Source organism: Betaproteobacteria bacterium (genome assembly GCA_016713305.1).
GTDB lineage: Bacteria > Pseudomonadota > Gammaproteobacteria > Burkholderiales.
The window spans coordinates 196,521-221,844 of the sequence record JADJPK010000011.1 but is presented as its reverse complement, the minus strand read 5'-3'; the positions used below and the strand labels follow the sequence as shown (position 1 = coordinate 221,844).

Here is a 25,324-nt window from a genome sequence, read left to right as displayed (position 1 = left end):
CGCCGGCAGCATCCTGTGGCGTGCCATCAAGGGCGAGGTGAAGCCCGTCATGGCCTGGGGCAACCGGCCTTTGCTGGCGCACACGCTCAAGCAGAACACGGAACGAGGGCCCGAACAAGGAATTCACGGACGCGGCGCGCGCGAGGGCGAACGGCGTGGACTGCTCGCGGCCTCCTCTTTCGGCGGTTTTCAGCAGGCGGATATCCGCGATGCCGGAATCAGCGTCGTCACCGTCGCGGACGGGCAATGCGCATCAAGCCCGGGACGAGTGCGAACGGATTCGCGACATTGCCTGGGCCCGCAAGGAAGATTTCATCTACCGGGCGGCCGCTGGCGGACGCGCTGCGCAGCCAAGAAACTGGCTGACGAACACGGCGGGCCGATCCTGCTGCTCGATCACGCCGACAATGTGCGTCAGGTGCGAACCAGGACACCATGTATGTGTTGGTGGGAGGCGCTCGCCGCCGGGCTCACGGCATTGCGGTCGGCCCGACGCGCGATCCGGAAGCCGTCGCCCGGAATGATCGAGGCAGGCGTCAGGGCCACGGTGACGCTGGACATCGGCGGCAAGATGGACATGCCGCCATCGGCCGCAAGGGAGAACCTGCGTCTGACCGGCGTCGTGCGTGCCATCACCGATGGGGAGTACACGGTAGTGGGCCGCAGTTCACCGGAATGCGCTGCTACATGGGGCGGACGGCCGTGCTGGACACCGGGCACCGCGGAGATCGTCGTGATCGAGCGCAACCAGGAGCCCTGGGACCGCGCCGTGTTCACCAGCGTGGGCATCGACCCGACCCGCAAGCGCTTCCTCCTGCTCAAGTCCCGGATGTACTTCCGGCCGGTATTCCTGCCGATCGCCAAGGGCATGGTCTTCTGCGACGCACCCGGTGTGGGAACGTCGGACTGGACGGCCTTCGAGTACAGGAAGCTCCGCCGCCCGATCTACCCCCTGGACGAGTTTCCGGCCGGGCATCGTTGAATTTGGCCGGCCCGGCACCCCTGTCGACGATGGCAGGGGTCGGATGTTCGTACCGCCCGACCACCGGCAGGCCCCGATCATTCGAGACATTTCTCCGCGCGCGAGCCTCGTAACGCCGGGCTGCCTTGTCACAATCGCGTCCAGGCAAGGACTGATCAGTGCACGCGGCTCGCGCACAGGAATCAGACTTTCCCGGACAGGCCCGGAAGAAGATCGCGAACAGCCCGCCCTCCCCATCCTCCAAGACCCATCGCCAGTAACCTATCGCCCAACCATGAACAGCCTCTCGACGCCAATCTCAAGATCAAGGACATCCCCCACTGGATCAACGGCCGCGAAGCCCCGGGCACCAGCGGTCGCACGGCCGACGTGTTCGACCCCGCTCGCGGAGTGGTGACGGGCCGCGCGGCGCTGGCGTCGAACGAAGAGGTGGATGCCGCGGTCCGGAACGCGAAGGCCGCATCCCGGCCTGGGCTGCAACGCCCCCGCCTGGGCGCGCGCGGGTGATGTTCAAGTACAAGGATCTGCTCGAACACATGGACGAGCTGGCCGCGATTCTCACGGCCGAGCACGGCAAGGTGTTCTCGGACGCCAAGGGCGAGGTCATCCGCGGGCTCGAGGTCGTGAGTTCGCCTGTGGCATTCCGCAACTGCTCAAGGGCGAATTCACGGAACAGATCGGTTCCGGCATCGATTCGTGGTCCGTCCGCCAGCCGCTGGGCGTGTGTGCGCGGGCATCACGCCCTTCAACTTCCCTGCGATGGTGCCCATGTGGATGTATCCCTGGTGGCCATCGCCTGCGGCAATTGCTTCATCCTGAAGCCGTCCGAGCGCGATCCCTCCGCCAGTCTCCTGATGGCGAGGCTGCTCAAGGAAGCGGGCCTTCCCGACGGCGTGTTCAACGTCATCCAGGGCGACAAGACGGCCGTGGACGCGCTGCTCGCTCATCCGGACGTGGCGGCGGTGAGCTTCGGGGGCTCCACGCCCATCGCGAAGTACATCTATGAAACCGGAGCGAAGAACGGCATAGCGCGCAGGCGCTGGGTGGTGCAAAGAACCACCTCGTCGTGATGCCCGACGCGGACCTCGACCAGGCGGTGGATGCCCTGATGGGTGCGGCTTACGGAGCGGCGGGCGAGCGTTGCATGGCCATTTCGGTGGCCGTGGCCGTGGGTGGGGTCGCCGATGCACTGGTCGAACGCCTGGCCCAGCGTGCTCGCGCGCTGAAGATCAATCAGGGCATGGACCCGGCGGCGGAAATGGGGCCGCTGGTCACGTCCCAGCACCTGGGCAAGGTCACCGGTTACGTCGACAAGGGCGTGAGCGAAGGCGCGAAACTCGTGGTGGACGGGCGCGGTTGAAGCCGGCGGGTGCGAGAAAGGCTTCTTCCTCGGAGGCCGCCTGTTCGACGATGTGAAGCCCGGAATGACCATCTATCGCGAAGGGATCTTCGGGCCGGTGCTGCGGTGGTGCGCGTCGACGACTTCGAACAGGCGCTGACGCTCATCAACGAGCACGAATTCGGCAACGGCGTGTCCATCTTCACGCGCGACGGCGATGCGGCAAGGGAGTTCGCCAATCGCGTGCAGATCGGCATGGTGGGCATCAACGTGCCCATTCCTGTGCCCATGGCGTTCCACAGCTTCGGCGGCTGGAAGAACTCGCTGTTCGGCGACCACCACATGTACGGTCCTGAAGGCGTGCGTTTCTTCACGCGCATGAAGACCATCACCGCCGGTGGCCCGCCGGCATCCGCGCGGGGTGCTGAATTCGTCATGCCAACGATGAAATAGCCAGCCCCGGTACTGGTGGAGAGTCGATGGCCCGTATTCAATCGATCGAACGCCTGACGGAGATCATCGGCTCGCCCGGACCTGCGGTCGCGAAGAGAAGAGAGAGAGAGGGATTCAACGACCGGCTCACGCCAACAGGCACAGGCATTTCTCGCCCGCAGTCCGCTGGCGTTCATCGCCACCGTGGATCCGGGTGGGCAGCCGATGGTCTCGCCCAAGGGCGACGTTCCGGGCTTTCTGCAAGTGGAAGACGACAGGACCGTGCTGCTGCCCGAGCGTCATGGCAACAAGCTGGTCTACACGCTCCGGAACATCCTGGACAACGGCCGCGTGGCCATCACCGCGGTGGTCCCGGGAACCGGTGAGACGCTCAGGATCGAAGGTGCGGCCGAACTGGACGACGATCCGGCGCTGTGCGCCCGCCACGGGGCTCGCGGCCGAGATGCGCTGCTGCTGACGCGCATCCGCGTCCACCGCTGTTACTTCCACTGCGCGAAATCCATTCTTCGCAGCGATGTTTGGATACCCGGTTCCTGGCCGGATCCGATCGCCATCTCCTTCGGCCGCGAGATCGCGGCCAATCGGGGACTGCCGGAGTGCGATGTGGACTCGTTCGACGCAGGCGTGCGCGAACGGTATCGGACGGATCTCTGACGCAAGCTACGCGGCGTCCCTAGATGGCAAGGAGATCCAGCCGACTCGCGAAGCTCAGCCGGCCATCGGCTGGTCACCTCATGTTCCGCCGGCGGCTGTTCGAAATACTGGACGCGCCACCGCCCCTGGCGTGGATCGAAGGGCCGCCCGGCGGCGGGAAAACTTCCCTTGTCGCCAGCTACGTCGAAGAACGGCAACGGCCTTGCCTTTGGTATCAACTGGATTCGGGCGAGGATGTGGCGGGTCTGTTCCATCATCTCAGCCTTGGTGTGCCAAACAAGGGCGGACGTCTGCCCCGCTTCAAGCAGGAATACGAGCCGGATATTGGGGCGTTCGGCCGTCAGTTCTTTCGCGCTCTGTTCGCGCGCCTGCCACCTTGCTCCGTACTGGTGTTCGACAACTTCCATCGTGTTCCCCCGGACTCTCCGGGTGGCGGATATCGTCAGGCAGGCAGTGGAGCACGTGCCGCCGGGGTCGCGCCTCGTGATCGCGAGCCGTTCTTCACCGTCGAAGGCATTCACGGCCTTGCTGGCGGACAGCCGCATGAGTCTGATCGACTGGCATTCCCTCAGGTTCACGGTGGCGGAAACGGCCGAGTTTTCGGGTCTCGGTCCCATTACGGCCGTGCAGCTATGCGATGCCTGCGCCGGTTGGCCCGCCGGTATGCGTTTGTTGCTGAGTCCCGGCGATTCGCGCCGTGAATATGCCAATCTGTCGGACCGGACATCCGTCGAACGGCTGGACGAATACTTCGCGACCGAGGTGCTCGATCGGCTGACACCGGATCAGCGGAGGGTTCTGCTTCGCACGTCCGTGGTTGCCGATGTACCCGGCAGTCTGGCGATCGCCCTCTCGGGTCGGCAGGAAGCGCCCCGAATTCTCGAAGCTCTGTCGCGCGGCAATCTCTTTACGGAACGCCACGGAGGCGTCGACGCAACGTACCGATATCACGACCTGTTTCGCTCCTTCCTTCTCAAGACGGCAGAGAACGAACTGGGCGGGCGTGCCTTGCGGGAACTGCGCGCGGCCGCAGCCCAGGCTCTCGAGGTTGCGGGGGCCAATGAAGCCGCCATCGATCTGTACCTGCAGGCGGAAGAGTGGTTGGCTGCCGGTCGGGTCGTGATCGCCGAATCACAAGGATTGCGATCGCAGGGACGAACCGGCGTGCTGCGAGACTGGCTCGGCCGCATACCGAGGTTCCTGGTCGAGGACCCGGACCGCTGTCGCTGAGCATGGGAATCGCGACCATCTCGACGTCACCCTCTTGCCTGGTTGCTGCCCTCGAACACGCTTACGGCCACTTCGAGCGGAACAACGACCGTCAGGGATGCGCGCAGGCAGCCTCAGCCATCGTGGAAACCTACTATTTCGAGCAAGGCGACTATGGGGGTCTGATACCTTGGACGGAATCTCTCGAACAGCTTCTGGAGGAAGGAATTGCCTTCTCCTCGCCCGAAGCGGAGCTACGTTGTTACGCCATGCTGATGACGGCCCTCATGTTCGTCCGGCCCGGGCGGCCATTCCTTGCACTATGCGCCGAGCACGTCTACGGGCTGACCGACCGCCCCTCGATATCCATGAGCGGGTGAGCGCTGCGGCGCTGCTGCTGACGCACTTCGATTGGTTTCGAACCCATCAAATCCGCAGGTCTCGTGGCGATGATCAATCCCCTGCTGGGTACCCGCGCGCTCGGATTTCGTACGAGCCTGGTGGCTGCTCGCGGAGTTTCACCACCATCGGCAGGCCGCTACGGTCGATGAATCCCTGCGCGTCGTCGACGAACTTCGCCTGGCTGGTGCGAGATCGGGATCTCCGGCCGTCGGCGCGGCCATGATCATGGTGGAGTTCTGGGACGCAACGGGTCGTGGCGATCTTGATCGAGCGGAAGAACGCCTGCCCCAACTGCTGGCCTTGAACCGACCATGCGTCCCGCAGGACCGCATTCGCGTACGCCATCTCCACGCTGAACTGCTTCTTTGTCGCAGATTGTGCCGGGCAGCAATCGATATCCTTGCCGAGGCCTTGAGGTTGTCACGCGAGCTCCACTCCGAGGGCACAGCCATCACCGACCACCACATGGCCGCGATCGCACACGGCTTTGCGGGGAGCTCGAGAACGCGGAAGCTCATCTCGAACAGGTGAGACACCTCCTTCCGGCGCAAGGAGCGGAGAAGATACGCTTCGAGGCATCACTCGTTGCCGCGTTTTCGGCGGGGCGGGCCGGCCAAATGGAAATGGCCCGCAAACATCTGGCAGAAGGTCTGGCCCGTGGCCGCCGTCTGGGGGCAATGAACACCTACGTCTGGCTCCCGTGGATGATGAGCGAACTGGCTTCGGCAGCGCTCGAACAGGGAATCGAGACCGACTACGTGCAACGACTCATCCGGATGCGCAAGCTCCGTCCCCCGGAAAACCGCCCATCGCATTGGCCATGGCCGGTACGCATCCGTTGCCTTGGAACATTCGAGATCGAGATCGAGGGATCAAGACTGCAATTCGCGGGCAAGTCACCCAAGAGGCCGCTCGAGCTCTTGAAAGGCGTGATCGCGCGAGGCGGGCGCTCCGTGGACTGCCAACGGCTCTGGGAGTCGCTTTGGCCAGACGCCGACGGCGATGCGGCGGCCGACGCGTTCTCGATGGCGCTCCACCGCTTGAGGAAACTGTTGTGCGTAGAGCACACGGTTCTCCTGGAGGAGGGACGGATCTCACTCAACGAGGACGTCTGCTGGATTGACGCCGAAGCATTCGATCGCCTGTCCGAGACCGCTCTCCGGTACCCCGGAGGTTCCAATGCGGCTCACGAGGCCCTGGGCCTCTATCGCGGACACTTTCTGGACAACGAGCCGGCACAGCCCCTGATGTTACCGGCCAGAGACCGGCACCGATCGCGGATGCAGAGGCTGGTCGAGCGGGAGTATCAGGCGTTGGCGCAGCGGGCAAAACTGGCCGGAAGCCGCAGATACCATGGCCCGCACTGGAAATCGATCCCATCCACGAGCCTTTTATCGAGGTTGGATGTCCGCGCTGCTGGCTCAGGGCCGGCACGCTGAAGCGGTCAACGTCTATCGGCGCTGCCGCACGGCCCTCCTCTCGACCCTCGGCATCCTCCCTTCCGTCGAAACTCAGGCACTGATCCCGCCGACCGTCATCCGTTACCGATCGGTGAGCCCTCCTCGCCGATGCTCGTGTACATGGCACTCCGGGTGCCACTCGAGAGGAGGAAGGCGAAATGTTCAGGTCGATCACTCTGCTGTGCCACGTCGCTCTGCTGATCATGGGGCTACCAGTACGCCGTCGCCGCCGATATGATCGTGCAGAAGAAGACGTTCGTTCTGGAGAGCTTCGTCACAGGGTCGGGGCACACCCTCACCAACGTGCGGATCGGCTACGAGACGTACGGCCGTCTCAACGCGAATCGTGACAACGCCGTCTTCATTCCGCACATGTTTCTCGGCACTTCGCATGCCGCGGGAAAGTATCGTTCCGACGATCCAGAACCGGGGTACTGGGACGCCATCATCGGCCCGGGCAAGCCGATCGACACAGATCGCTACTTCGTCGTCAGCGCAGACACCCTCGCCAACACAAATGCCCGTGACCCGAACGTGATCACGACAGGACCACTCAGCACGAATCCCCACACGGGCAACTCGTACGGACGCCATTTTCCCCGGATCACCTTGAGCGACTCCCGTCCGGGCGCACAGGAGTTGATCGCCGGCCTCGGAATCACCCGGCTGCATGCCGTGGCGGGGTGGTCGATGGGAGCCTTGCAGGGCTTCGAATGGGCGGCCAGATTCCCGGATGTCGTGCCCCGTCTGGTCGCAGTAGGCGGCGGCGCGCAGGTCGACGGCAGCACTATCGGGTGGATCCGCGCATGGACGAGGCCGATCGTCCTGGATCCGAAGTGGCACCATGGCGACTACGGTACCGGAGCCGAACCCGACGATGGCGTTTCGTCAGCGATCGAAGTCCAACTCATGACCGTTGCCCAGCACCCATGGATCAATTCCGCATTCGGTCGCAAGTGGGCGCAGGAGACCGCCAATCCGGCGGAAGAGGACGCGAACCTGTACGCATGGGAATCCCAGCAACGGCAGATCGGTCGCTACTTCGCATCCGTGATCGATGCCAACAGCTATCTGATGGCTGCGAAAGCGATCCAGACGTTCACGCTCGCGGGTGAAGAATCCGTCGAGAAGGGGCTGCAGCGAGTACGAGCCCGTGTCTTGGTGATCGGCACACCTTCGGATATCGTCACGGTCGAGAGTTCGCTCAAGCGCGACGTGGACATCTTGTCCAAGAGAGGCATCGCCGCGCGCTACGTTGCGCTCGACGGTCCCATGGGCCACTTGGAGGGCCGCTTCGGTATTGGACGGGTGGCCGAGGAGATTCGTCGATTCCTGGAAGACAAACCGTGAAGAATGCCCGGAAATCGCACCGCATCGAAGAGATCCAGTCGGAGTTGTCGACCCCAGATCCAGATCGCGAGTCTCGTGACGGGCGGGTTCCACCAGCAGCTTGCCGGAGGCGAAGCCACACCGGTAGGAGCCTCCACCTATGATCTGCCGGTCCGTCCGGTGCAACTCGATGACGGCACCCAACTGCATGTCTTCGAACATGGAAAGGGCCACGCGGTCGTCTTCGTTCATGGCTCATTTGCGGACTACCGCGCGTGGTTCTCGCAGATGGCCGACTTCGGCCGGGAGCACCGGGTGATCGTCTACAGTCGACGGCACCATCATCCCAATCGTTGGGCCGGCGCCCCGCAGAGCGTGGACATCCGTCGTCACGCGGATGATCTCACCGAACTCATCCGGCAAGCTGGCGGTCGGCCCCGCCACGCTGGTCGCGCAGTCCTCAGGCGGGCTGGTCGCGTTGCACGCAGCCAGGAAACGGCCTGATCTCGTCCACAGCCTCGTGCTTAGCGAGCCGTTCGTACCGGACGCGCTGGACAACGCTCCGCGGGCGTGGAAGCCTGGCAGGACTATGAAAGAAAGACCTGGCAACCTGCGGCACGCGCGTTCATGGACGGCAGGACAGAGCGGGGAGGAGATCCTGTGCGACGCACTTTGGGCGAAGGAGCGTTCGCCTCCTTCGATCCGGACGTCCGGCACATGGTGATGCAGAACGCGCCCGAGATGTATCTGGAGTTTTCCAACGACGGGTTCTTTTCGCCGTTCTCGATGGAGGATGCTCGTGCTGTCCGCTCGCCGACCATGCTCGTCGGTGGCGAGATCAGCCCGAGAATGTTCACGTTGATGCTGGATGCGTTGGAGTCCGTCATGCCGGACGTCGAACGACGCGTGTTTCCCGGCATTTCACACGTACCGCCGTTCGTGGCACCGGCAGATTTCAATTCCGCGGCCCTCTCTTTCCTGCATAGACAATTGGCTCGCCCTTGATCGGGGTTGGGCACTGCCACGCCCGACTCGACAACAGGTGGAGCCCTACGGCCCCCGTCGCCGTCTAGTCTTCCGTGACCACTTCGCCGAAGGGTATCCAGTTCTCTCCGTCGAACCGGATCATGACGAACTGGCGGATGGGCTGGTAGTCGGTCGATGAGGTGTTGACTTTCACGCCGGGGTAGAGAAGAGGAAAGGAAATGTCCTTGAGGCTGGTGGCGACTTTCATCACGTTCTCTCGCGAGAGATTGTCACCGCACTGCCGCAGGACGTACTCCAATGCCTGAGCGACCTGATATCCGTACGTCGCGATGCCATCCTGCGGATCGCCCTCGTAATACTTCCTGGCCCAGGCGAAATACTCCTTCACGGCCGCATCCTCGCGAAAGCGTGGTACGGAGGGATCTTTTGCGTAGTACGCGGAGATCATGCCCACTGATTTTTCCAGACCGGCCGGCGCCAGTATCCCGCGGGGCGACGCCGCCGGGATGGCCGTGTAGTGTGCCGGACGCCAGCCGAGCGACCAGACTTTCTGAATAGCCTGCGTGGCCTGCTTTCCGTAGGTTGCCGTAAAGAGCGTATCGGCGCCGGACGACTTGAGGGAAATCACTTGTGAATCGACGGTGGGATCGGACCACTCGAACGACGCAAGTCCAACGATCATGGAGTCTGCCTTGTCGCCAAGTCCTTCGCGAAACCCTTTCAGGTAGTCCTTGCCGGTAATCGTCCGCTGCGTAAAGCACGGCGATCTTCGCAGCAGGACGAGTCTGCAGTATGTCTCGCGTAGAGACGTCCTCGGCGCGGAACGTGGGCATCCAACCCATCGTCCACGGATAACTGCGGTGATCCCCAGGCTGAATCGCCACCTGCGACGAACAGCTGTGGAACCTTCTTCTGGTTGAGGTACTTACGGACCGCAAGATTGGTGGCAGTGCCGACCGAACTGAAGAGCAGAAGCACGTTCTCCTGCTCGACGAGGCGGCGGGTATGCTCGACAGCCTTCGCAGGGTTGTATCCGTCGTCGAGCGAAAGAAGCGTGATCCTGCGGCCATTGATGCCTCCCCTTTCATTCAGCATCCGGAAGTACGCAGCCTGCGCGTGTCCCGACGCTCCGTATGCGGACAAGGGACCACTGTAGGGCATCGTCTGGCCGAGCCGTATCTCCGTCTCGCTCACGCCCGGTCCAACGTACCTCTGGGCCTGAGAAGAAGGCGCAGTTGCGAATCCGATCAAGAACGAAACCACCATCGTGACCGCTCGACACAATCCCATGACCCCGCTCCTGGCGCAACACGAGTGAACGTTCATTGAATCCGGAAAGCATTCCCGAAGACAACATCCCAGTCACGCGACCGCCCGTCCGGGCAGGAACACCTCGCCATCGGGAAGAGGACACTCCATTACAAAAAAGGCCGCCCAAGGGCGGCCTTTCGGGCTTCTATGAGACAGCGTCAGCTCAGCGGCACCGGCACGAAGAATCTCGCATCGTTTCGCTGAACCAGAATCGCCACGCGGTCCTTGGAGTGTTCGATAAGGCTGCGCAGCTTCTCCGGAGAATCCACCGGCTCGCTGTTGAGCGCGACGATCACATCGCCCGGCCGGATGCCCGCCTTGGCCGCGGGTCCTTCCGCTCGCTCGACCACCACGCCGCTGCGTGTCTGGAGCCGGCTCGTCTCTTCGGCGCTCAGCGGACGCACCACCAGTCCCAGCTTCGCGGGTTTCATGGCAGGCTGTGCCGCCTCGGCCACTTGCTCCGATGGCGTTTCGCCAAGCTTCACGCCCACTTCGCGAGACTTGCCTTCACGCCAGATCTCCAGTTTGAAGTCGCTGCCGGGTCTGCCTTCGCCGATGATCCGCGGCAAATCGATGGACTGATCGATCTGCTTCCCGTTGACCGAGAGGATGACATCGCCCACCTTCAATCCTGCGGAATCGGCCGGCCCCCCTTTCTCCACGCCGGAGACCAATGCGCCACGTGCCTTGTCCAGGCCGAACGTACCGGCGAGATCCTTGTTCACCTGCTGGATCGTCACGCCGATGCGGCCGCGCTGGACCTTGCCGTACTTGAGCAGGTCGTCTTTCACCTTCATGGCCACGTCGATGGGAATCGCGAACGACAATCCCATGTACCCGCCGGTGCGGCTGTAGATCTGCGAGTTGATGCCGATCACTTCGCCCGACAGGTTGAACAGCGGCCCGCCCGAATTGCCGGGATTGACTGCAACGTCCGTCTGGATGAACGGAACGTAGGCGTCGCTGGGCAGATTGCGCGACTTCGCGGAGACGATGCCGGCCGTGACCGTGTTCTCCAGGCCGAAGGGAGACCCGATCGCGGCGACCCAGTTGCCGACCTTCACCGAATCCGGGCTGCCCACGCGTACGGACGGCAGATTGTCGGCATCGATCTTCAACAGCGCGACATCCGTCCGGGAATCCACGCCGATCACCTTGCCCGGAAATCGCGGTGATCGGTGAGCCGCACCGTCACTTCGTCTGCGTCCTTCACCACGTGCGCATTGGTCAACACGTAACCATCGGGACTGATGATGAAACCGGAGCCCACGCCCTGCGGGACAGGCGAGCCGTCTTCGGGCCCGCGAGGCTGCGGCTGGAACCGCCGAAAGAATTCCTGCAAGTCTTCGGGAACACCCTGCATGCCATTGGGCACGCCGTTCTTCACGACCTTCGACACGCTGATGTTCACCACGGCGGGACCCTGGCTCTCCACCAGAGCACTGAAATCGGGAAGATTGCCCGACAGTGTGGGTGTGCTCGAGCCTGTGGGAGAAGAAGGATCGACGGCGACCGTCTTGGGCACCGCATGCGTTTCGCCCACCAGCGCTTTTTCCAGACCGAACTGCGCTGCGAACAGGCCCGTGGCAAATGCGGCAGCGACAGCCGAGGCAACGACGGATTTATTCATTCGAACGACTCCTGCATCGATAAGTCGGATGACGCCGTTTAGAACAACGGCGCGTTGTCCAGGTTCCCGGCGCGTGAATCCGCCGGACGGAATCCTCTTAGGCACTGCGTCACGATCTCCCGCACCCTCTCCGGAATAGCAACGGGTGTCTGATGGGCCCAACGCTCGATCGCGCCGCAGGTGTCGGAAAATTTTGTGCTGCTCGTTCGTCTCCGGTTCCCGACATTTCTACGGCTCTCAGGCCCGCCACGCGGTTTCGTGCGAGTGGAAAGCGCACTTCGCGGCCCAGGGTCGTCTCGAAGCCCAGGGAAAATCTTGAGACAGGCAAATGGGGGGCGACCGGCAGTCCGTCAAGGGCGTAGCCGTTCCCCGACAGGTTTCGCACGCCCCCTTTGCAGCGCCTCGCCATCTCTGTCGCCCTGGCTTACACGTTTGCGTTTCCAGCCCAGAGGCCGGCAGCGTTCTTCCAATTTTTCCGGCACTTAGGGAGCTGGCACAGTCAGTGCAAACAGACAGGCCATCAGGGGGCGGGAGACCAATACCAACCCCGCAGAACATCCAGGGGGAGGAGACCAACTCCCCAGTGAAACAAGCACTCGACGCCGGCGAGGAGACCCCGGCAGGACGAAAGCAAAGGCTCTACCGAAGCCCGTCCTGCTGAAAACAATCCCCGGCCCCTCTACAAAGCCTCGCACCCGCGGGGCTTTTTTCTTTTTGTTCTCTTGCCGGCCTCACGTGGCATGGGACGTTCCCGCGCCCCCCGGGTGCAGGAGAGGTCGGGAAACGACTCCTCTTGCATGACTGAACACCCACCCCAAGCTCGCTTTGCCGGCGCTGCGTTGATGCACGCACATCAGGCCTTCCCTAGAATCGCGGATCCATCGATGGTCAACATGCACACCTCCCATACGCACAGCTTCTGCGTGGCCCCCATGCTGGATCTCACGGAGCGGCACGCGCGCTACTTCTTTTGTAAGGATACGGCGCCCGCCGAGATCTACACCGAGATGGTGACGACCGGCGCCCTCATTCACGGGGACTCCAACCGCTTTCTTCAGTTCGATGCTGCGGAGCACGCGGTCGCCTTCCAGTTGGGAGGTTCCGATCCGGACGCGCTGGCCCGCTGTGCGCGGATGGTCGAGCAGTACGGCTACGACGAAGTGAATCTGAACGTGGGTTGTCCCAGCGACAGGGTGCGCAGCGGACGCTTCGGCGCCTGCCTCATGGCGGAACCCGAGCTGGTTGCCCGGTGCGTCGACGCCATGGTGCGATCGGTCCGGATTCCCGTGACCGTCAAGACCCGCATCGGCATCGACCGTGACGAAACGCCCGACCGTCTCCATGCACTTGTGCAGCAAGTGCGTGAAGCAGGCTGCCGAACCGTCATCGTGCATGCCCGCAACGCCTGGCTCGACGGCCTTTCCCCCAAGGAAAACCGAGAGATCCCGCCGCTTCGCTACGACGTGGTACACGAACTGAAGCGCCTCTATCCCGACCTGGGCGTCGTGCTCAACGGAGGTCTGCGCACGCTGGACGAATGCGAGGCGCACCTGCGCGTGCTCGATGGCGTCATGCTGGGGCGGGAGGCCTATTACAACTGCTGGATGCTGGCCGCCGTCGATGCGCGGCTGTTCGGAGACACGGAGAAGACCGTGGACCGACCGGAAGTCGTGCGCGCGATGGTCGCGTATGCGGAGCGGATGTGTGCGACCGGAACGCCCATCGGCGCCATCACGCGTCATATCCTGGCGCTATTCCAGGGTGTGCCGGGTGCGCGAGCCTGGCGGCGCACATTGAGCGAGGAGGCTCATCGGCCGGACGCGGGACCCGAACTCATCGGGCGTGCGCTGGCTGCCATGTCGGCCGCGAGTCCTGCGGTGTCCGGAAAACTGGCGGCCTGACGTTCCGGGCCGGACCAGACCCGGCCGAAAATGGGAGCCCGGGGTGTCGTGCTACCCCGGGACTTGCACCGGAAGGCCGAGCTTCGGACCTTCCGGGGAACCGGTCAGCGCAGGCTTTCGGTCCACGACACCCGGCGCAGCGGTTCGCGCGCCGGAATCGGGGCCGCAAGCGTGTCACCCCGGTCGATCACACCCGCCACCATCGCAGGCTTCAACGGGCCAGCGGCGACATTGTTGTTGCCGACGGGAGCCAGGCGTACGGCCACGAGGTCTCCGGTCTCGACAACCAGTCCATCCTCGAGACGCGCGCTCAGCGTCATACGGCCGTCTTCGGTCGGTGCATTCAGAACGACGTTGGCCCACACGGGCAGGTCACGGCCGCCCCGGGCGAGCGACTGCTCCACCAGCACGCCCGGACGGGATTCCACGTAGATGCCTTCGATCTTGCCCATCACCTGCAGGCCGCTGCCGGCAGTCGTGACCGACGAAGCGCAACCCTGCAACGCAGCGACGGCCAGTGCCGCCAGCATCCATCCCCGAATTCCCATCGCACTCTCCATCCTTCAGACCTGACTCGGTGCGCGTCGAGACATTCGAAACCGCATCCACCTTGTCCATCGGTACCGCAAAAGCTGGTGAACGTACTTACGACCAAACCTAACAAATCTTTAGAATTTTGGATCCCGTCAGGGGAATGCGGACTGCCCGGCGCCGGACGTCCCTGCCATAATCCCGGCCCGGCTACAGGGTCTGAACCATGAAACTCCAGCAATTCAGGACGATCGTCGAAGTATCTCGACAGGGCCTCAACCTCTCGAAGGCTGCGCAAACCCTGTACACGTCCCAGCCGGCGCTCAGCAAACAAATCCTTCAGCTCGAAGAGGAATTGGGCGTGACGATCTTCGTGCGCTCGGGCAAGCGGTTCGTGGGCATCACGCCGCCAGGACAGGAAGTCCTGGCCATCGCCGAGCGCATCCTCCTGGAGGCCCGCAGCCTCAAGGACGTCAGCGCGGAATTCCACAGGGAAACCACCGGCTCGTTCACGGTGGCGACGACCCACACCCAGGCCCGGTACGCCCTGCCCCCGGTGGTGAGGCAGTTCATGAAGCGCTATCCGCAGGTGCGGCTGTCGTTGAAGCAGGGCAGCCCCACTCAGATTGCGGAACAGGTGATCCACGGTCAGGCCGACATCGCCATTGCCACGGAAGCGCTGGACATGTACGGACAGCTGGCGATGCTGCCCTGCTACCAATGGAATCGCTGCATCGTGGTCCCGCCGAAGCACCCGCTCCTCGAGATGAAGCGGGTGTCTCTGGAGGCCATCGCACGATTCCCGATCATCACCTACGACTTCGCGTTCACCGGGCGTTCGACCATGCAGCGCGCGTTCGAGAGCAAGGGGCTGAAAGCCGACATCGTGTTGACCGCCATCGACGCAGATGTGATCAAGACCTACGTGGAGCTGGAACTGGGCATCGGCATCATTGCCGAGATGGCCTTCGACCCCAAGCGGGATCGCCACTTGCGGGCCATCGATGCCTCCCACCTGTTCGAGCCCAACACCACGCGCATCGGCATCCGGCGCGGCACCTACCTGCGCGGATTCGCCTACGACTTCATCGAGATGTTCGCGCCCCATCTCACACGGGACGCCGTCGACACGGCGATGTCCACGCCGGCACCCGCAACGACTTGATTCCGCCGTTTCATATCCATATCGGAAAACAGAACTTCACGGACTAAAGCGCCCCCGGTAAGTTTCGGCTTCATTTCCGGCGCCGCGACCAGCGGCACTGACAGGAGGACCGATGAAGCTCGAAACCCTGGCCGTTCACGGCGGCTATACGCCCGACCCCGTCACCAAGTCGGTGGCGGTACCCATCTACCAGACCACGTCCTACGCGTTCGACAGCACGCAGCACGGTGCCGATCTGTTCGACCTCAAGGTCCAGGGCAACATCTACACGCGCATCATGAATCCGACCACCGACGTGCTGGAAAAGCGGGTGGCGGCCCTGGAGGGCGGCATTGCCGCACTGGCGCTGGCGTCCGGCCAGGCCGCGATTACCTACGCCATTCTCACCATCGCCGAACAGGGCGACAACATCGTCTCCGCCAGCACGCTCTACGGCGGCACGTACAACCTCTTCGCCCACACGTTTCCGCAACTCGGCATCGAGGTGAGATTTGCCGATCCGCGCAATCCCGCTGACTTCTTCCGTCTCGTCGATGGCAAGACCAAGGCCGTCTATGCGGAAACCATCGGCAACCCCGGCGGCAACATCGTCGACATCCAGGCGCTCGCCGATCTCGCGCACAAGGCCGGCGTGCCTCTCATCGTGGACAACACCGTGGCCACGCCGTACCTGTGCCGCCCCTTCGAGCACGGTGCCGACATCGTCGTGCATTCCCTCACCAAGTATCTCGGTGGACACGGCAACAGCATCGGCGGCGCCATCGTGGACTCCGGCAAGTTCCCCTGGGGTCAGCACGCACAGCGGTTCCGTCGGCTGAACGAGCCGGACGTGTCGTATCACGGCGTCAACTACGTCGAGGCGCTCGGCGCAGCGGCCTACATTGCCCGTGCCCGCGTCGTTCCCCTGCGCAACATGGGCGCCCCGCTCTCGCCGCTCAACAGCTTCCTCCTGCTGCAGGGCATCGAGACGCTGGCGGTGCGCATGGACCGCATCAATTCCAATACGCTTGCGGTGGCGGAATACCTGAAGTCCGATCCCAAGGTGACGTGGGTCAAGTACGCCGCCCTGCCGGGCGACAAGGACCACGAACTCGCGCAGCGTTATCTTGGTGGCCACGCCTCCGGGATTCTCAGTTTCGGCATCGAAGGCGGTGCCGAGGCCGGTGCCCGGTTCATCGATGCGCTCAAGCTCGTCACGCGTCTGGTGAACATCGGGGATGCGAAGTCCCTGGCCTGCCATCCCGCCAGCACCACTCATCGGCAGCTCACGCCGCCGGAGTTGGCCCGTGCGGGTGTCACGGCGGACCTGGTCCGGCTGTCCATCGGCATCGAGCACATCGACGACATTCTCGAGGATGTCCAGCAGGCGCTTCGGGCGGCGACCTCCACCAAGCCGAAGCTCGTCGGCAACGGTTGATTCCCGCGTTCCTCCCGCGCTGTCTTCGGGCAGCGCCTCCCCGGTTGGCCGCCCACGAACGGGCGGCCTTTTTCATCTCGTTGGGGCGGGCAGATCGGCGTCGTCGAGGTCCCACGAACGCAGACGCCGCAGCCACGACTGCTTCTTGTGCTGGTGACCTGCCATGCGCGAAACGATGCCGACCAGGGTTTCGATGGCCTCGACGATGTGCGGCCCCTTGTTGAGCATCACGCACTCGGCCCGTTCGCCCATCGCGGCATCGGTGATCTCGGCCCTGGACGGTTGGCCGGTCTTGGCGAGCCCTTCCAGCACCTGGGTGGCCCAGATGACGGGCATGTGGGCGGCTTCGGCGCACCAGAGAATCTCTTCCTGCACTTCGGCCAGCCGCTCGTAGCCGATCTCCACGGCGAGATCGCCGCGCGCGATCATCAGACCGGCACATCGGCTGCGCATGGCGGTGAGCAGCAATTCGGGCAACTGCCCGAACGCCGCCCGGTTCTCGATCTTGAGCACGATGCCCAGATGCTCCGCGCCCAGCATTCGAAGCGCCTCCTGCAGGAGGATCACGTCCACCGGGCTGCGCACGAAGGACAGTCCGATGGAGTCCGCCACGGTCACGGCAAAGGCAAGATCCGCGCGATCCGTGTCCGTCAGTGCGGGAACATCGATGTCCGTGTCGGGCAGATTGATGCCCTTGTCCGGTGCCAGCCTGTCGCCTTCCTCGCGTGCCCGGGTGATCTCCACTTCAGCCTTGCCATGGCTCACGCCACGCACGACACCTCGAATGCGGCCGTCGTCGAAGTACACGCGCTGGCCGACGTGAATGCGCCGCAATGCCTCCGGAAGCGTGCAGCCGATCGTGGCGGGCCGTGTCGCGCCCTCGGGGCCGGGGGCGGCCGGTCTGCCGGTGAGACCGCCGTTTCCCAGCACGATGCGTTCGCCGTTGTGCAGTTTCAGTACCGCGGGCCCGGGCGGAATATCGCCCACGCCGCTGGTCCGGCGGCCATGAACCAGGCGTTCCGACGAAAGGGTCAGGCGGGTTTCCGGTACGACGTAGGCGGTGCGGCTCGACTCCGCCATGCAGCCCCAGGTCTGGACGTCCACGATGTCCAGGCGCCGGTGAGCTCCGCGCGCGTCCACGAATTCCACAGCGTCCCCGGTCACGAGCTGCGCCAGCCACTCCCCATCCACGCCGAGATGCGCGTCCGCCGGAACGTCCGCCCCGGGCGATTCACCGAAGGGGTGCAGGCCGATCCGTGCGGGGCGGATCACCCGTCCCAAGGCATCGCGGCCGGGCTTCCATTTGAGGACGGCCGGTCCCGGCTCGACCGGGCCGGTGCGCAGCTTGGGCCCGCCGAGATCCATGTGAATCCTGCACGACCGGCCGGCCTCGGCGGCGGCGCGCTTCACGTTGTCCGCAATCGCCTGCCAGACCGGCTCACCGTCGTGTGCACAATTGATCCGGGCACAGGTCATGCCGGCAAGCACCATGTCCCGTACGAGCCCGTAGTCCTCCGCCGCCTCGGCCGGCATCGTCACCATGATCCGCACGGGACACGCCGGTGGCGCAGCGCCGAGCAGCGCGTCGGCGTGCGCGGCGAGCAGACGGCGCGCGGAGTTGTAGCCGGCCGGTTCGTCGGCGGACATGACCGACCACGGCCTTCCGCATAACCGGTGCAACAGCCCCAGCACCTTGTCGAGATTGGCCATGACGTGCGACTCGGCCCTCCCCAGGGAGGAGAGCCCCATGCGCGCCAGGCGGTCCTGCAACGAGCGGACGTCCCGTTGCCGCAGGGCCACGTAGTGCACCAGATTGGTGGCACCTGCCACGTGCTCGGGATGCACCGCGGCGACCGCGTCACGCTGGTCCCCTTGCGCCTCCAGCAGCCCGTTCTTCAACGCAAACAGTTCGCCGATCAGCGCTTCGACGTCTTCCCCTTCCCAGGGCGCCTGACCGGCGCCCTCTCTGCCCTTCACCACGCTCTGCTCCTGCTTCCGGATGGCCGGGAACAAACGGCCATGATGTGATCGGACAATGTAATCCTGATGACGAAAATCGCTGTGCTGCTGGATCAACAATGATCGGCGCGGCCGGCAGCGCGCGTAGAATCCGCCGCCATGTGGTTCATCGGACTCCTGCTCGGAGCCGCCTTGGGCGGCAGCATCGGTGACGAAGGGGGCGCCATCGTCGGCGCCATCGGCGGCGCCGTCATCGCTTTCCTGTTGCGCCGCAAGAATCCGGTTCCCGTCGCAGCCACCTCGCGCCTGGAGGCACTCGAGAATCAGGTTCGGGAACAGGGCGCTGCCATCGAGCTGCTGCGCGCCCGGCTGAGGAACCTGGAAGCCGGTGCGGCACCCCCTGAAACTGCCGTTGCGGCTCAGGTCGATTCCAGCGAGATGCAGGCGGGCTCGCCGGTGGACGCGGCAATCGACGAACCGTCCGTCGTCGCGTCGGCGCCGGTCTCGACCGACGGCACGGCCGGGGAACCCGGCGAGGCGGTGTCGGCAATCGCCCCGGAACCGGCCCCGGAACCCGAGCCTCTGTCCAGTTCCTGGGCCCGCGGCCCGTCGCCGGCCGGAGAGTTCGTCAAGCGCATTCTCGGGTGGTTCACCGGCGGCAACACCGTCGTCCGGGTCGGTATCGTCATCCTGTTCTTCGGCGTCGCATTCCTGTTCAAGTACGCCTACGACCACGCGCATGTTCCGCCGGAACTGCGGGTGGCCGGCGCCATGCTGGGCGGCATGGCGCTCGGGGCGATCGGCTGGTGGCAACGCCAGCGGCGGCCCGGCTTCGCGACGGCGTTGCAGGGCGGGGGCGTGGGCATCATGTATCTCACGATATTCGCCGCTTTCCGCCTCTACGGGCTGCTGCCGCCCACCGCGGCGTTCGGTCTGCTCGCGGCGCTCTCCGTCTTCTCCGTCATCCTGGCGTTGCGGCAGAACGCGCAGGCCCTCGCCCTTCTCGCCGTGAGCGGCGGCTTTCTCGCGCCGGTACTCGCTTCGACCGGGGGAGGATCCCACGTCGCGCTGTTCGCCTACTACACGCTGCTGAACCTGGGCATTCTCGCCATTGCCGCACGACGCGCATGGCGCCTGCTCAATCTGACCGGGTTCGTCTTCACGTTCGTCATCGGTGCCTCGTGGGGCGCACGGTTCTACCGGCCCGATCTGTGGGCGAGCACGCAGCCTTTCCTCGCCGCCTTCTTCCTGATCTATCTCGCCATACCGACGCTGTTCGCCCGGCATGCGGAGCGAACAGCAGACCGCTATCTGGATGGGACACTGGTCTTCGGACTTCCGGTCGTCGCTGCAGCGCTCCAGGTCCACCTGGTGCGCGATTTCGAGTACGGCATGGCGATCAGCGCGCTGGTGATGAGCGGTTGCTACGTCGCCGCTTCCCGCTGGGTGCGCCGCCGGCACGGGAACGAACTGCCTTTGCTCACTGCGGGTTTCGCCTCGCTCGCGTTCATCGCCGCGACGCTGGCGATCCCCCTGGCGCTCGACGCGCGCTGGTCTTCCGCCGCCTGGGCGCTCGAAGGCGCCGCAGTCGTGTGGCTCGGACTTCGCCAGAGCCGCTGGTTGCCACGCGTCGCGGGGTACCTGCTGCAACTCGGTGCCGCGGTGATGTTTCTGGACAGGCTGGGCTGGCAACCGGGACCGGTCGCCGTCCTGAATCGCGACTGCCTGGGCTTTGCGTTGCTCGCCGGCAGCGCGTTCTTCACCGCGTGGCAACTCGATCGGCAGCGCGAACGTGCGACGGAACCGGAACGCATGCTGCGGCACTTTCCTCTCGCCGCCGCACTCGCGTGGTGGCTCGTGGGAGGCCTGCGCGAGATCTCGATGTTCGCATCAGATCCGTGGGAACCCGGACTGTCGCTCCTGTTCACCGCCGCAACCTGTGCCGCGCTCGAGTTCCTGCGAGTGCGTCTTTCGTGGACCGATCTGCGCTGGCCCGCGATGGGCGGATTCGCCGTAGCCGTGTTCATCGCGGCGCTCGAACGGTTCTCCGACATCCCGCCTCTGTCCGGCGCCGGTCTGGCGGGCTGGCCCGCGCTCTTCGCCGTTCACTTTGCGGTATTGAGACGTCAGGACCGCGCGGGCCTGATCACACCGGCAGCCGTCCATGCTGCCGGCTACTGGCTCCTCGTGTGCGTGCTCGCGAGCCAGACGCATTGGCTGCTCGGCACGCTCGCCCGGCCGGACACGGCGTGGCCTCTGGCAGGTGTCATCGCGGTCGTCGCGCTCATGCTCGCATTCGCGGCCACCGCGACGGGCCGCTTCGCCTGGCCGTTCGAGACGCATCGCAGCGCATACCGCTGGATCGCGTGTGGCGTACTGGCCGGGGTCGTCGTCGCGTTCACCGTGCTCGTCAATTTCGCTTCCGACGGCTCGGCGGCGCCGCTCCCCTACGTGCCCCTGCTGAATCCCCTGGACCTCGCTTCTCTCGGGGCGCTGCTCTCCGTGGAGATCTGGATGCGACGCATCGGCGGGGATCCACCGATCGCCCGGTGGTTCGGCGGCCGCCCCTGGTTGCGCTACGGCATCCTTGGCGCCGCTGCATTTCTCGTGCTGAACGGCTCGCTCCTGCACGCGCTGCATCACTTCGCCGGTACGCCGCTGGATCCGGAGGGCGTCATGAATTCGACGCTCACGCAGGCGGCCCTGTCGCTGTTCTGGACGCTCATCTCCCTGGCGCTCATGGTGGCTGCCCATCGATGGAAGCGCCGCCCTTCGTGGATCGTCGGCGCTGCGCTGCTCGCGGTCACCGTCGCCAAGCTTTTCCTCTTCGATCTCGCGCACGTGGGCAGCGTGGAACGCATCGTGTCGTTCGTGGGCGTGGGTCTGCTCATGCTGGTGGTGGGCTGGTTCGCGCCCGTTCCGCCGAAACGGCAGGCCGGGGCGTGACGTCGCTCAAGACAATGCTCGCTCGAGTTCTCGCCACCGCGGCGATCGGCCTGGGCTTCTCCTGCCCCGCTTGCGCCATGGCCGCCGAATCGCCATCGAACTTCGGCTACACCGCGCCCATCACGGTCCGCGAGGGCCAGGCGTTCCAGGCGGCGCGCCTTCCGGCCCTGACCTACCGTCACTCAGCCCGGCCGGACCTGGGAGACCTGCGGGTGTTCAACGGCGCGGGCGAGGCGGTGCCGCATGCCTTGCGTCTGCCCGAGCCGGTCCGGGATGCCGAGCAGCGCCGCAAGCTGCCGGTGTTTCCGCTGGTCACGGATGGGGGCTTGCCGCTGGACGCGCAGGAAATCCGCGTCGAAGTGCGCGCCGACGGCGGCGTGGTTCGTGTCCGCTCTGCGCACCGGGCGACCGGCACGAAGCCGAACGCATGGATTCTCGACGCCAGCACGCTCGGCGCGCCGGTCAAGGCGCTCGACTTCACCCTGGCAGAGGATCCATCGAGCATTGCCTCCCGCGTATCGGTGGATGCGAGCGACGACCTCTCGGCGTGGCACACCGTGGTGTCGGAGGCACCGATCGTCCGCATGCGATTCGGCGGCGAGCGCCTGGCGCAGCTGCGCGTGGATGCCGGTGCGACGCGATCGCGCTATCTCCGCGTCGTGCGGACCTCCGGTGACGCTCTGCCGCTGGTCCGTGTCGACGCGCTGCTGGACGGCGGTGCTCCACGGCACGCGCACGACTCCATCAGCGTCGATCCCGTCCGGATCGATTCCGGCGCCCACGCGTGGGAGTACGACCTCGAATCGCCGCTGGCCGTGGAGCGCGCAACGCTGGACCTGGCCGAGGACAACACGGTGCTCGCCGTGGAGATCGAAGTTCGCACCGGGGAATCCGCCCCCTGGATCCCCATCGGCCGGGGCGTGGTGTACCGACTGCAGCAGAACGGCGCCACGTTCGTGAACCCGCCGCTGACGGTGAGCGGAGGCCCCCTGCGCCACGTGCGCGTGCGGCTCGGGTCGGCAGCGGCGGCCATGCCTTCAAAGGCACCGCGACTGCGCGTGGAATGGAGGCCGGCGGAGATCGTCTTCGCTGCGCGCGGCGCCGGACCCTTCGTTCTCGCCTACGGCAAGTCGGGCGCCGATTCCACGGCCATACCGCTGTCCACGCTCGTTCCCGGTCATGGCACGACGGATGCAATCGTTCCCGCCACGGCGACCGTCGGCGCCGAGTCTCTCGCGTCCGGCGATGCCGCCCGCCGCGAGCGCACGGATTATCGAAAACTGGGTCTGTGGGGTCTGCTCGTCGCCGGTGTGGTGGTGTTCGGCGCCATGGCGCTCAAGCTGATGAAGGAATCGACCCAGGGCGGCGAAGACAAGGCGCCGGCTTCGCCCGGCGAGCACCACTGAGTCATCCGCCGTGACGCCGGAGGCCGGCCGCTCAGGCGTCTGCCGTCCCGGTCGGGGAAACGTTCTCCCGAACGAAATCGAGCACCGTTGCGTCGCGCCGCTCGAGCAGCGCTGCGCCGAGACGTCCGTGCCAGTACGACTCCGTTCCGAATGCCATTCTCCATTCGTGCAGACGCCGCGTACGCAACTGCAGGTCGAACTCCGCCGTGATGCCGATGGCGCCGTGAAGGGCGTGCGCCGACGTGGCTACGATGACAGCCGCTTCGCAGGCACGCGATTTCGCCACTGCCGCCTGCAAGTGACCGGGGAACAGGCGGGCTCCGGCACACCCGAGCGCCGCTGCGGCCATGGCGGCCGACACCTGCTCCGCCATCACGCTCAGCTGGTGCTGGATCGCTTGGAACTTGCCCAGCGTGCGCCCGAACTGCGAACGCTCGTTGGCGTGGCGAAGCGTGTCGGAGAGCACGCGGTTCATGGCGCCGGCCATCATGGCCGCCGTCACGCAGGCGCCGGCACTGCGCCAATCGAACCGGGGCACCACGGGCGAACGTTCCAGCGTCGCTGAAGACCAGCAGCGCCACCCGGCGTTCCCCAGCGCTGCACCATCCGCACCCGGCTCTGCCTGCGCTTCGGCCGCGGGGAGCAGGCGAAGCACATCGTCCACTTCGGCCAGCACCCATGCAGCCGTCGCGGCAAAGGGTACGCGCTGCACCAGGATCCGGTCCTCCTGCCGGCGAGACGGAACGGCGGCGAAGGTCACGGGCCCCGGCGGTACCGGTTCGCCGCACTGCGCAAGCCAGGCTCGCGCGAGCATGGTGAACGGCAGCGGCAGCGGCAGCACGTGAACGCCGCAGGACGCCATCATCCGCGACGCGGCGGCAAGGTCGAGTCCGCTACCCCCTGCCTCTTCGGCCACCATGGCGTCGGCGAATCCCCCCTCTTCGAGACTCCGCCAGAGATCCGCGGCCGAATCGCCGTCCTCGATTTCGCGCACGCGCGCGGAAGGACACCTGTCCCCCAGCAGCCGCACCAGCGCATCGTCGAAGGGATCGTCCATCTCAGCGCAGGCCCAATCCGCGGGCAATCATGCCGCGCAGCACTTCGCGCGTGCCGCCCCGGATGGAGAACGACGGCGACAGATGCGTGACGTAGGCGAGGCACTTCAGCAATTCCGCCGGCAAGACGGCATCAGGGTCCTCGTCCAACGCATCGGCAATCGCCGCCGGAATCCATTGCTCGAACTCCGTGCCGAGATCCTTCACCAGCGCAGCCTCGACGACCGGGCTCTCGCCACGCACGAGTTTCGCCGTGACTGCCAGCGACATGGCACGCAACGTCGCAAGATGCGCCGCGAACCGGCCCGCCAGCAGCATCGAGCGCTGCGAGGGCAATTCCTGCGCGCGCACGAAGGAAAGCCATTCGTCCGCCAGCACCAGGCTCGAATAGATGCGCTCGGGGCCACTGCGCTCGAAGGCCAGCTCCGCCACCACCTGCGCCCACCCGCTGCCCTCCTGTCCGATCAGCGCCGACTCGTCGAGCGGCACGTCGTCGAAGAAGACTTCACAGAAGTGGCGGTCGCCCTGCAGATCCTGGATGGGCCGGATGGTGACGCCCGGAAGCGAAAGATCGACGATGAGCTGCGACAGCCCCTCGTGCCGGTCCTCCGGGGCGCCGGACGTCCGGACCAGCGCGATCATGTAATGCGACCGGTGCGCGTTCGTAGTCCAGATCTTGCGGCCGTTCAATCGCCATCCGCCGCCTTCCGCGCGCGTGGCTCGCGTGCGCACGCTCGCGAGATCCGAGCCGCTGCCCGGTTCGCTCATGCCGATGCAGAAGAACGCCTCCCCCCGGCAGATGCGCGGCAGATAGAAGTGCTTCTGTGCCTCGGTTCCGTACTTGAGGATGAGCGGCCCGCTCTGCCGGTCGGCAATCCAGTGGGCGAACACCGGCGCGCCTGCATTGAGAAGCTCTTCGTTGACGACGAAGCGGGCGAACGCGCTGCGTCCTGCGCCGCCATACTCCCGGGGAAGAGTGAGGCCAAGCCATCCACGCGCTGCCAGAGCGCGGCTGAACCCGGCGTCGTAGCCGGACCAGGACTGCACACGCACACCTGCCGGCACCGCACCGAGGGCCTCCGCGAGAAACGCGCGGACCGGCGCGCGAAGCGCTTCGTCCTCTGCGGGAATGCCGGCGAGCGCTTCGGCGTCGATCACCCGCAAATACCCGCAAACCTGTCGTCTGCC

General features: G+C 65.2%; 17 protein-coding genes and 3 pseudogenes. 14 read left to right on the top strand and 6 right to left on the bottom strand.

The features are described from left to right. From IPK20_16320 to IPK20_16275, 10 genes and pseudogenes are all read left to right on the top strand, one after another. The coding region (locus tag IPK20_16320; GenBank protein ID MBK8018128.1) for an MlrC C-terminal domain-containing protein at positions 1-982 on the top strand (982 nt) is incomplete at its 5' end. A 303-nt stretch (positions 983-1,285) separates the two neighbouring features. Next, positions 1,286-2,774: pseudogene (locus IPK20_16315) on the top strand (CoA-acylating methylmalonate-semialdehyde dehydrogenase). 81 nt (positions 2,775-2,855) lie between these two features. Next, entirely contained in the window at positions 2,856-3,428 is a 573-nt protein-coding gene (locus IPK20_16310) for a pyridoxamine 5'-phosphate oxidase family protein (protein MBK8018127.1), read from the top strand. 429 nt (positions 3,429-3,857) lie between these two features. Then, positions 3,858-4,658 carry a hypothetical protein gene (locus IPK20_16305; GenBank protein ID MBK8018126.1) on the top strand — a complete coding sequence of 267 codons (801 nt, stop codon included), beginning with the start codon at positions 3,858-3,860 and terminating at the stop codon, positions 4,656-4,658. A gap of 2 nt (positions 4,659-4,660) precedes the next feature. Further along, a complete protein-coding gene (locus tag IPK20_16300) occupies positions 4,661-5,017 on the top strand; it encodes a hypothetical protein (GenBank protein MBK8018125.1) in 357 nt (118 codons plus the stop codon). Positions 5,018-5,662: 645 nt separating this feature from the next. Further along, a complete protein-coding gene (locus tag IPK20_16295) occupies positions 5,663-6,478 on the top strand; it encodes a hypothetical protein (protein MBK8018124.1) in 816 nt (271 codons plus the stop codon). Beyond that, positions 6,444-6,737, top strand: a complete 294-nt coding sequence (locus IPK20_16290) for a hypothetical protein (protein MBK8018123.1) — start codon at positions 6,444-6,446, stop codon at positions 6,735-6,737. Before IPK20_16295 ends, IPK20_16290 begins: the two co-directional genes overlap by 35 nt. Before the next feature lie 2 nt (positions 6,738-6,739). Continuing rightward, positions 6,740-7,849 (top strand): homoserine O-acetyltransferase, encoded by a 1,110-nt coding sequence (locus IPK20_16285; protein MBK8018122.1) that lies wholly within the window; start codon positions 6,740-6,742, stop codon positions 7,847-7,849. 75 nt (positions 7,850-7,924) lie between these two features. Next, on the top strand, positions 7,925-8,332 hold the full coding sequence (locus IPK20_16280) for an alpha/beta hydrolase (protein MBK8018121.1): 408 nt from the start codon (positions 7,925-7,927) through the stop codon (positions 8,330-8,332). 213 nt (positions 8,333-8,545) lie between these two features. Next, positions 8,546-8,833 (top strand): alpha/beta hydrolase, encoded by a 288-nt coding sequence (locus IPK20_16275; protein ID MBK8018120.1) that lies wholly within the window; start codon positions 8,546-8,548, stop codon positions 8,831-8,833. A 64-nt stretch (positions 8,834-8,897) separates the two neighbouring features. Here the strand turns inward: IPK20_16275 and IPK20_16270 are convergent. Together IPK20_16270 and IPK20_16265 are read right to left on the bottom strand one after the other, a co-directional pair. Next, positions 8,898-10,081 (bottom strand): annotated as a pseudogene (locus IPK20_16270) (ABC transporter substrate-binding protein). A gap of 203 nt (positions 10,082-10,284) precedes the next feature. Continuing rightward, positions 10,285-11,756 (bottom strand): annotated as a pseudogene (locus tag IPK20_16265) (DegQ family serine endoprotease). Between the two features lie 893 nt (positions 11,757-12,649). On the opposite strand from IPK20_16265, the gene dusA reads away from it, so the two are divergent. Continuing rightward, complete coding sequence (gene dusA, locus IPK20_16260; GenBank protein ID MBK8018119.1) at positions 12,650-13,657, top strand: tRNA dihydrouridine(20/20a) synthase DusA; 1,008 nt, start codon at positions 12,650-12,652, stop codon at positions 13,655-13,657. A gap of 104 nt (positions 13,658-13,761) precedes the next feature. On the opposite strand, the gene IPK20_16255 is transcribed toward dusA, so the two are convergent. After that, positions 13,762-14,205: a hypothetical protein gene (locus tag IPK20_16255; GenBank protein MBK8018118.1), complete on the bottom strand. Its 444-nt coding sequence runs from the start codon at positions 14,203-14,205 to the stop codon at positions 13,762-13,764. Between the two features lie 209 nt (positions 14,206-14,414). On the opposite strand from IPK20_16255, the gene cysB reads away from it, so the two are divergent. Both cysB and IPK20_16245 read left to right on the top strand, forming a co-directional pair. Beyond that, a complete protein-coding gene (cysB, locus tag IPK20_16250) occupies positions 14,415-15,353 on the top strand; it encodes an HTH-type transcriptional regulator CysB (GenBank protein ID MBK8018117.1) in 939 nt (312 codons plus the stop codon). 112 nt (positions 15,354-15,465) lie between these two features. Then, positions 15,466-16,770: an aminotransferase class I/II-fold pyridoxal phosphate-dependent enzyme gene (locus tag IPK20_16245; protein MBK8018116.1), complete on the top strand. Its 1,305-nt coding sequence runs from the start codon at positions 15,466-15,468 to the stop codon at positions 16,768-16,770. 72 nt (positions 16,771-16,842) lie between these two features. Here the strand turns inward: IPK20_16245 and IPK20_16240 are convergent, their stop codons facing one another. Next, positions 16,843-19,470 (bottom strand): pyruvate kinase, encoded by a 2,628-nt coding sequence (locus IPK20_16240; GenBank protein ID MBK8018115.1) that lies wholly within the window; start codon positions 19,468-19,470, stop codon positions 16,843-16,845. 2,201 nt (positions 19,471-21,671) lie between these two features. On the opposite strand from IPK20_16240, the gene IPK20_16235 reads away from it, so the two are divergent. Next, positions 21,672-23,081 carry a DUF3999 domain-containing protein gene (locus IPK20_16235; GenBank protein ID MBK8018114.1) on the top strand — a complete coding sequence of 470 codons (1,410 nt, stop codon included), beginning with the start codon at positions 21,672-21,674 and terminating at the stop codon, positions 23,079-23,081. Positions 23,082-23,112: 31 nt separating this feature from the next. Here IPK20_16235 and IPK20_16230 read toward each other — a convergent pair whose 3' ends face one another. Continuing rightward, on the bottom strand, positions 23,113-24,138 hold the full coding sequence (locus IPK20_16230; protein ID MBK8018113.1) for an acyl-CoA dehydrogenase: 1,026 nt from the start codon (positions 24,136-24,138) through the stop codon (positions 23,113-23,115). Position 24,139: 1 nt separating this feature from the next. Then, positions 24,140-25,300: an acyl-CoA dehydrogenase family protein gene (locus tag IPK20_16225; GenBank protein MBK8018112.1), complete on the bottom strand. Its 1,161-nt coding sequence runs from the start codon at positions 25,298-25,300 to the stop codon at positions 24,140-24,142. Between the last annotated feature and the right edge of the window lie 24 nt (positions 25,301-25,324).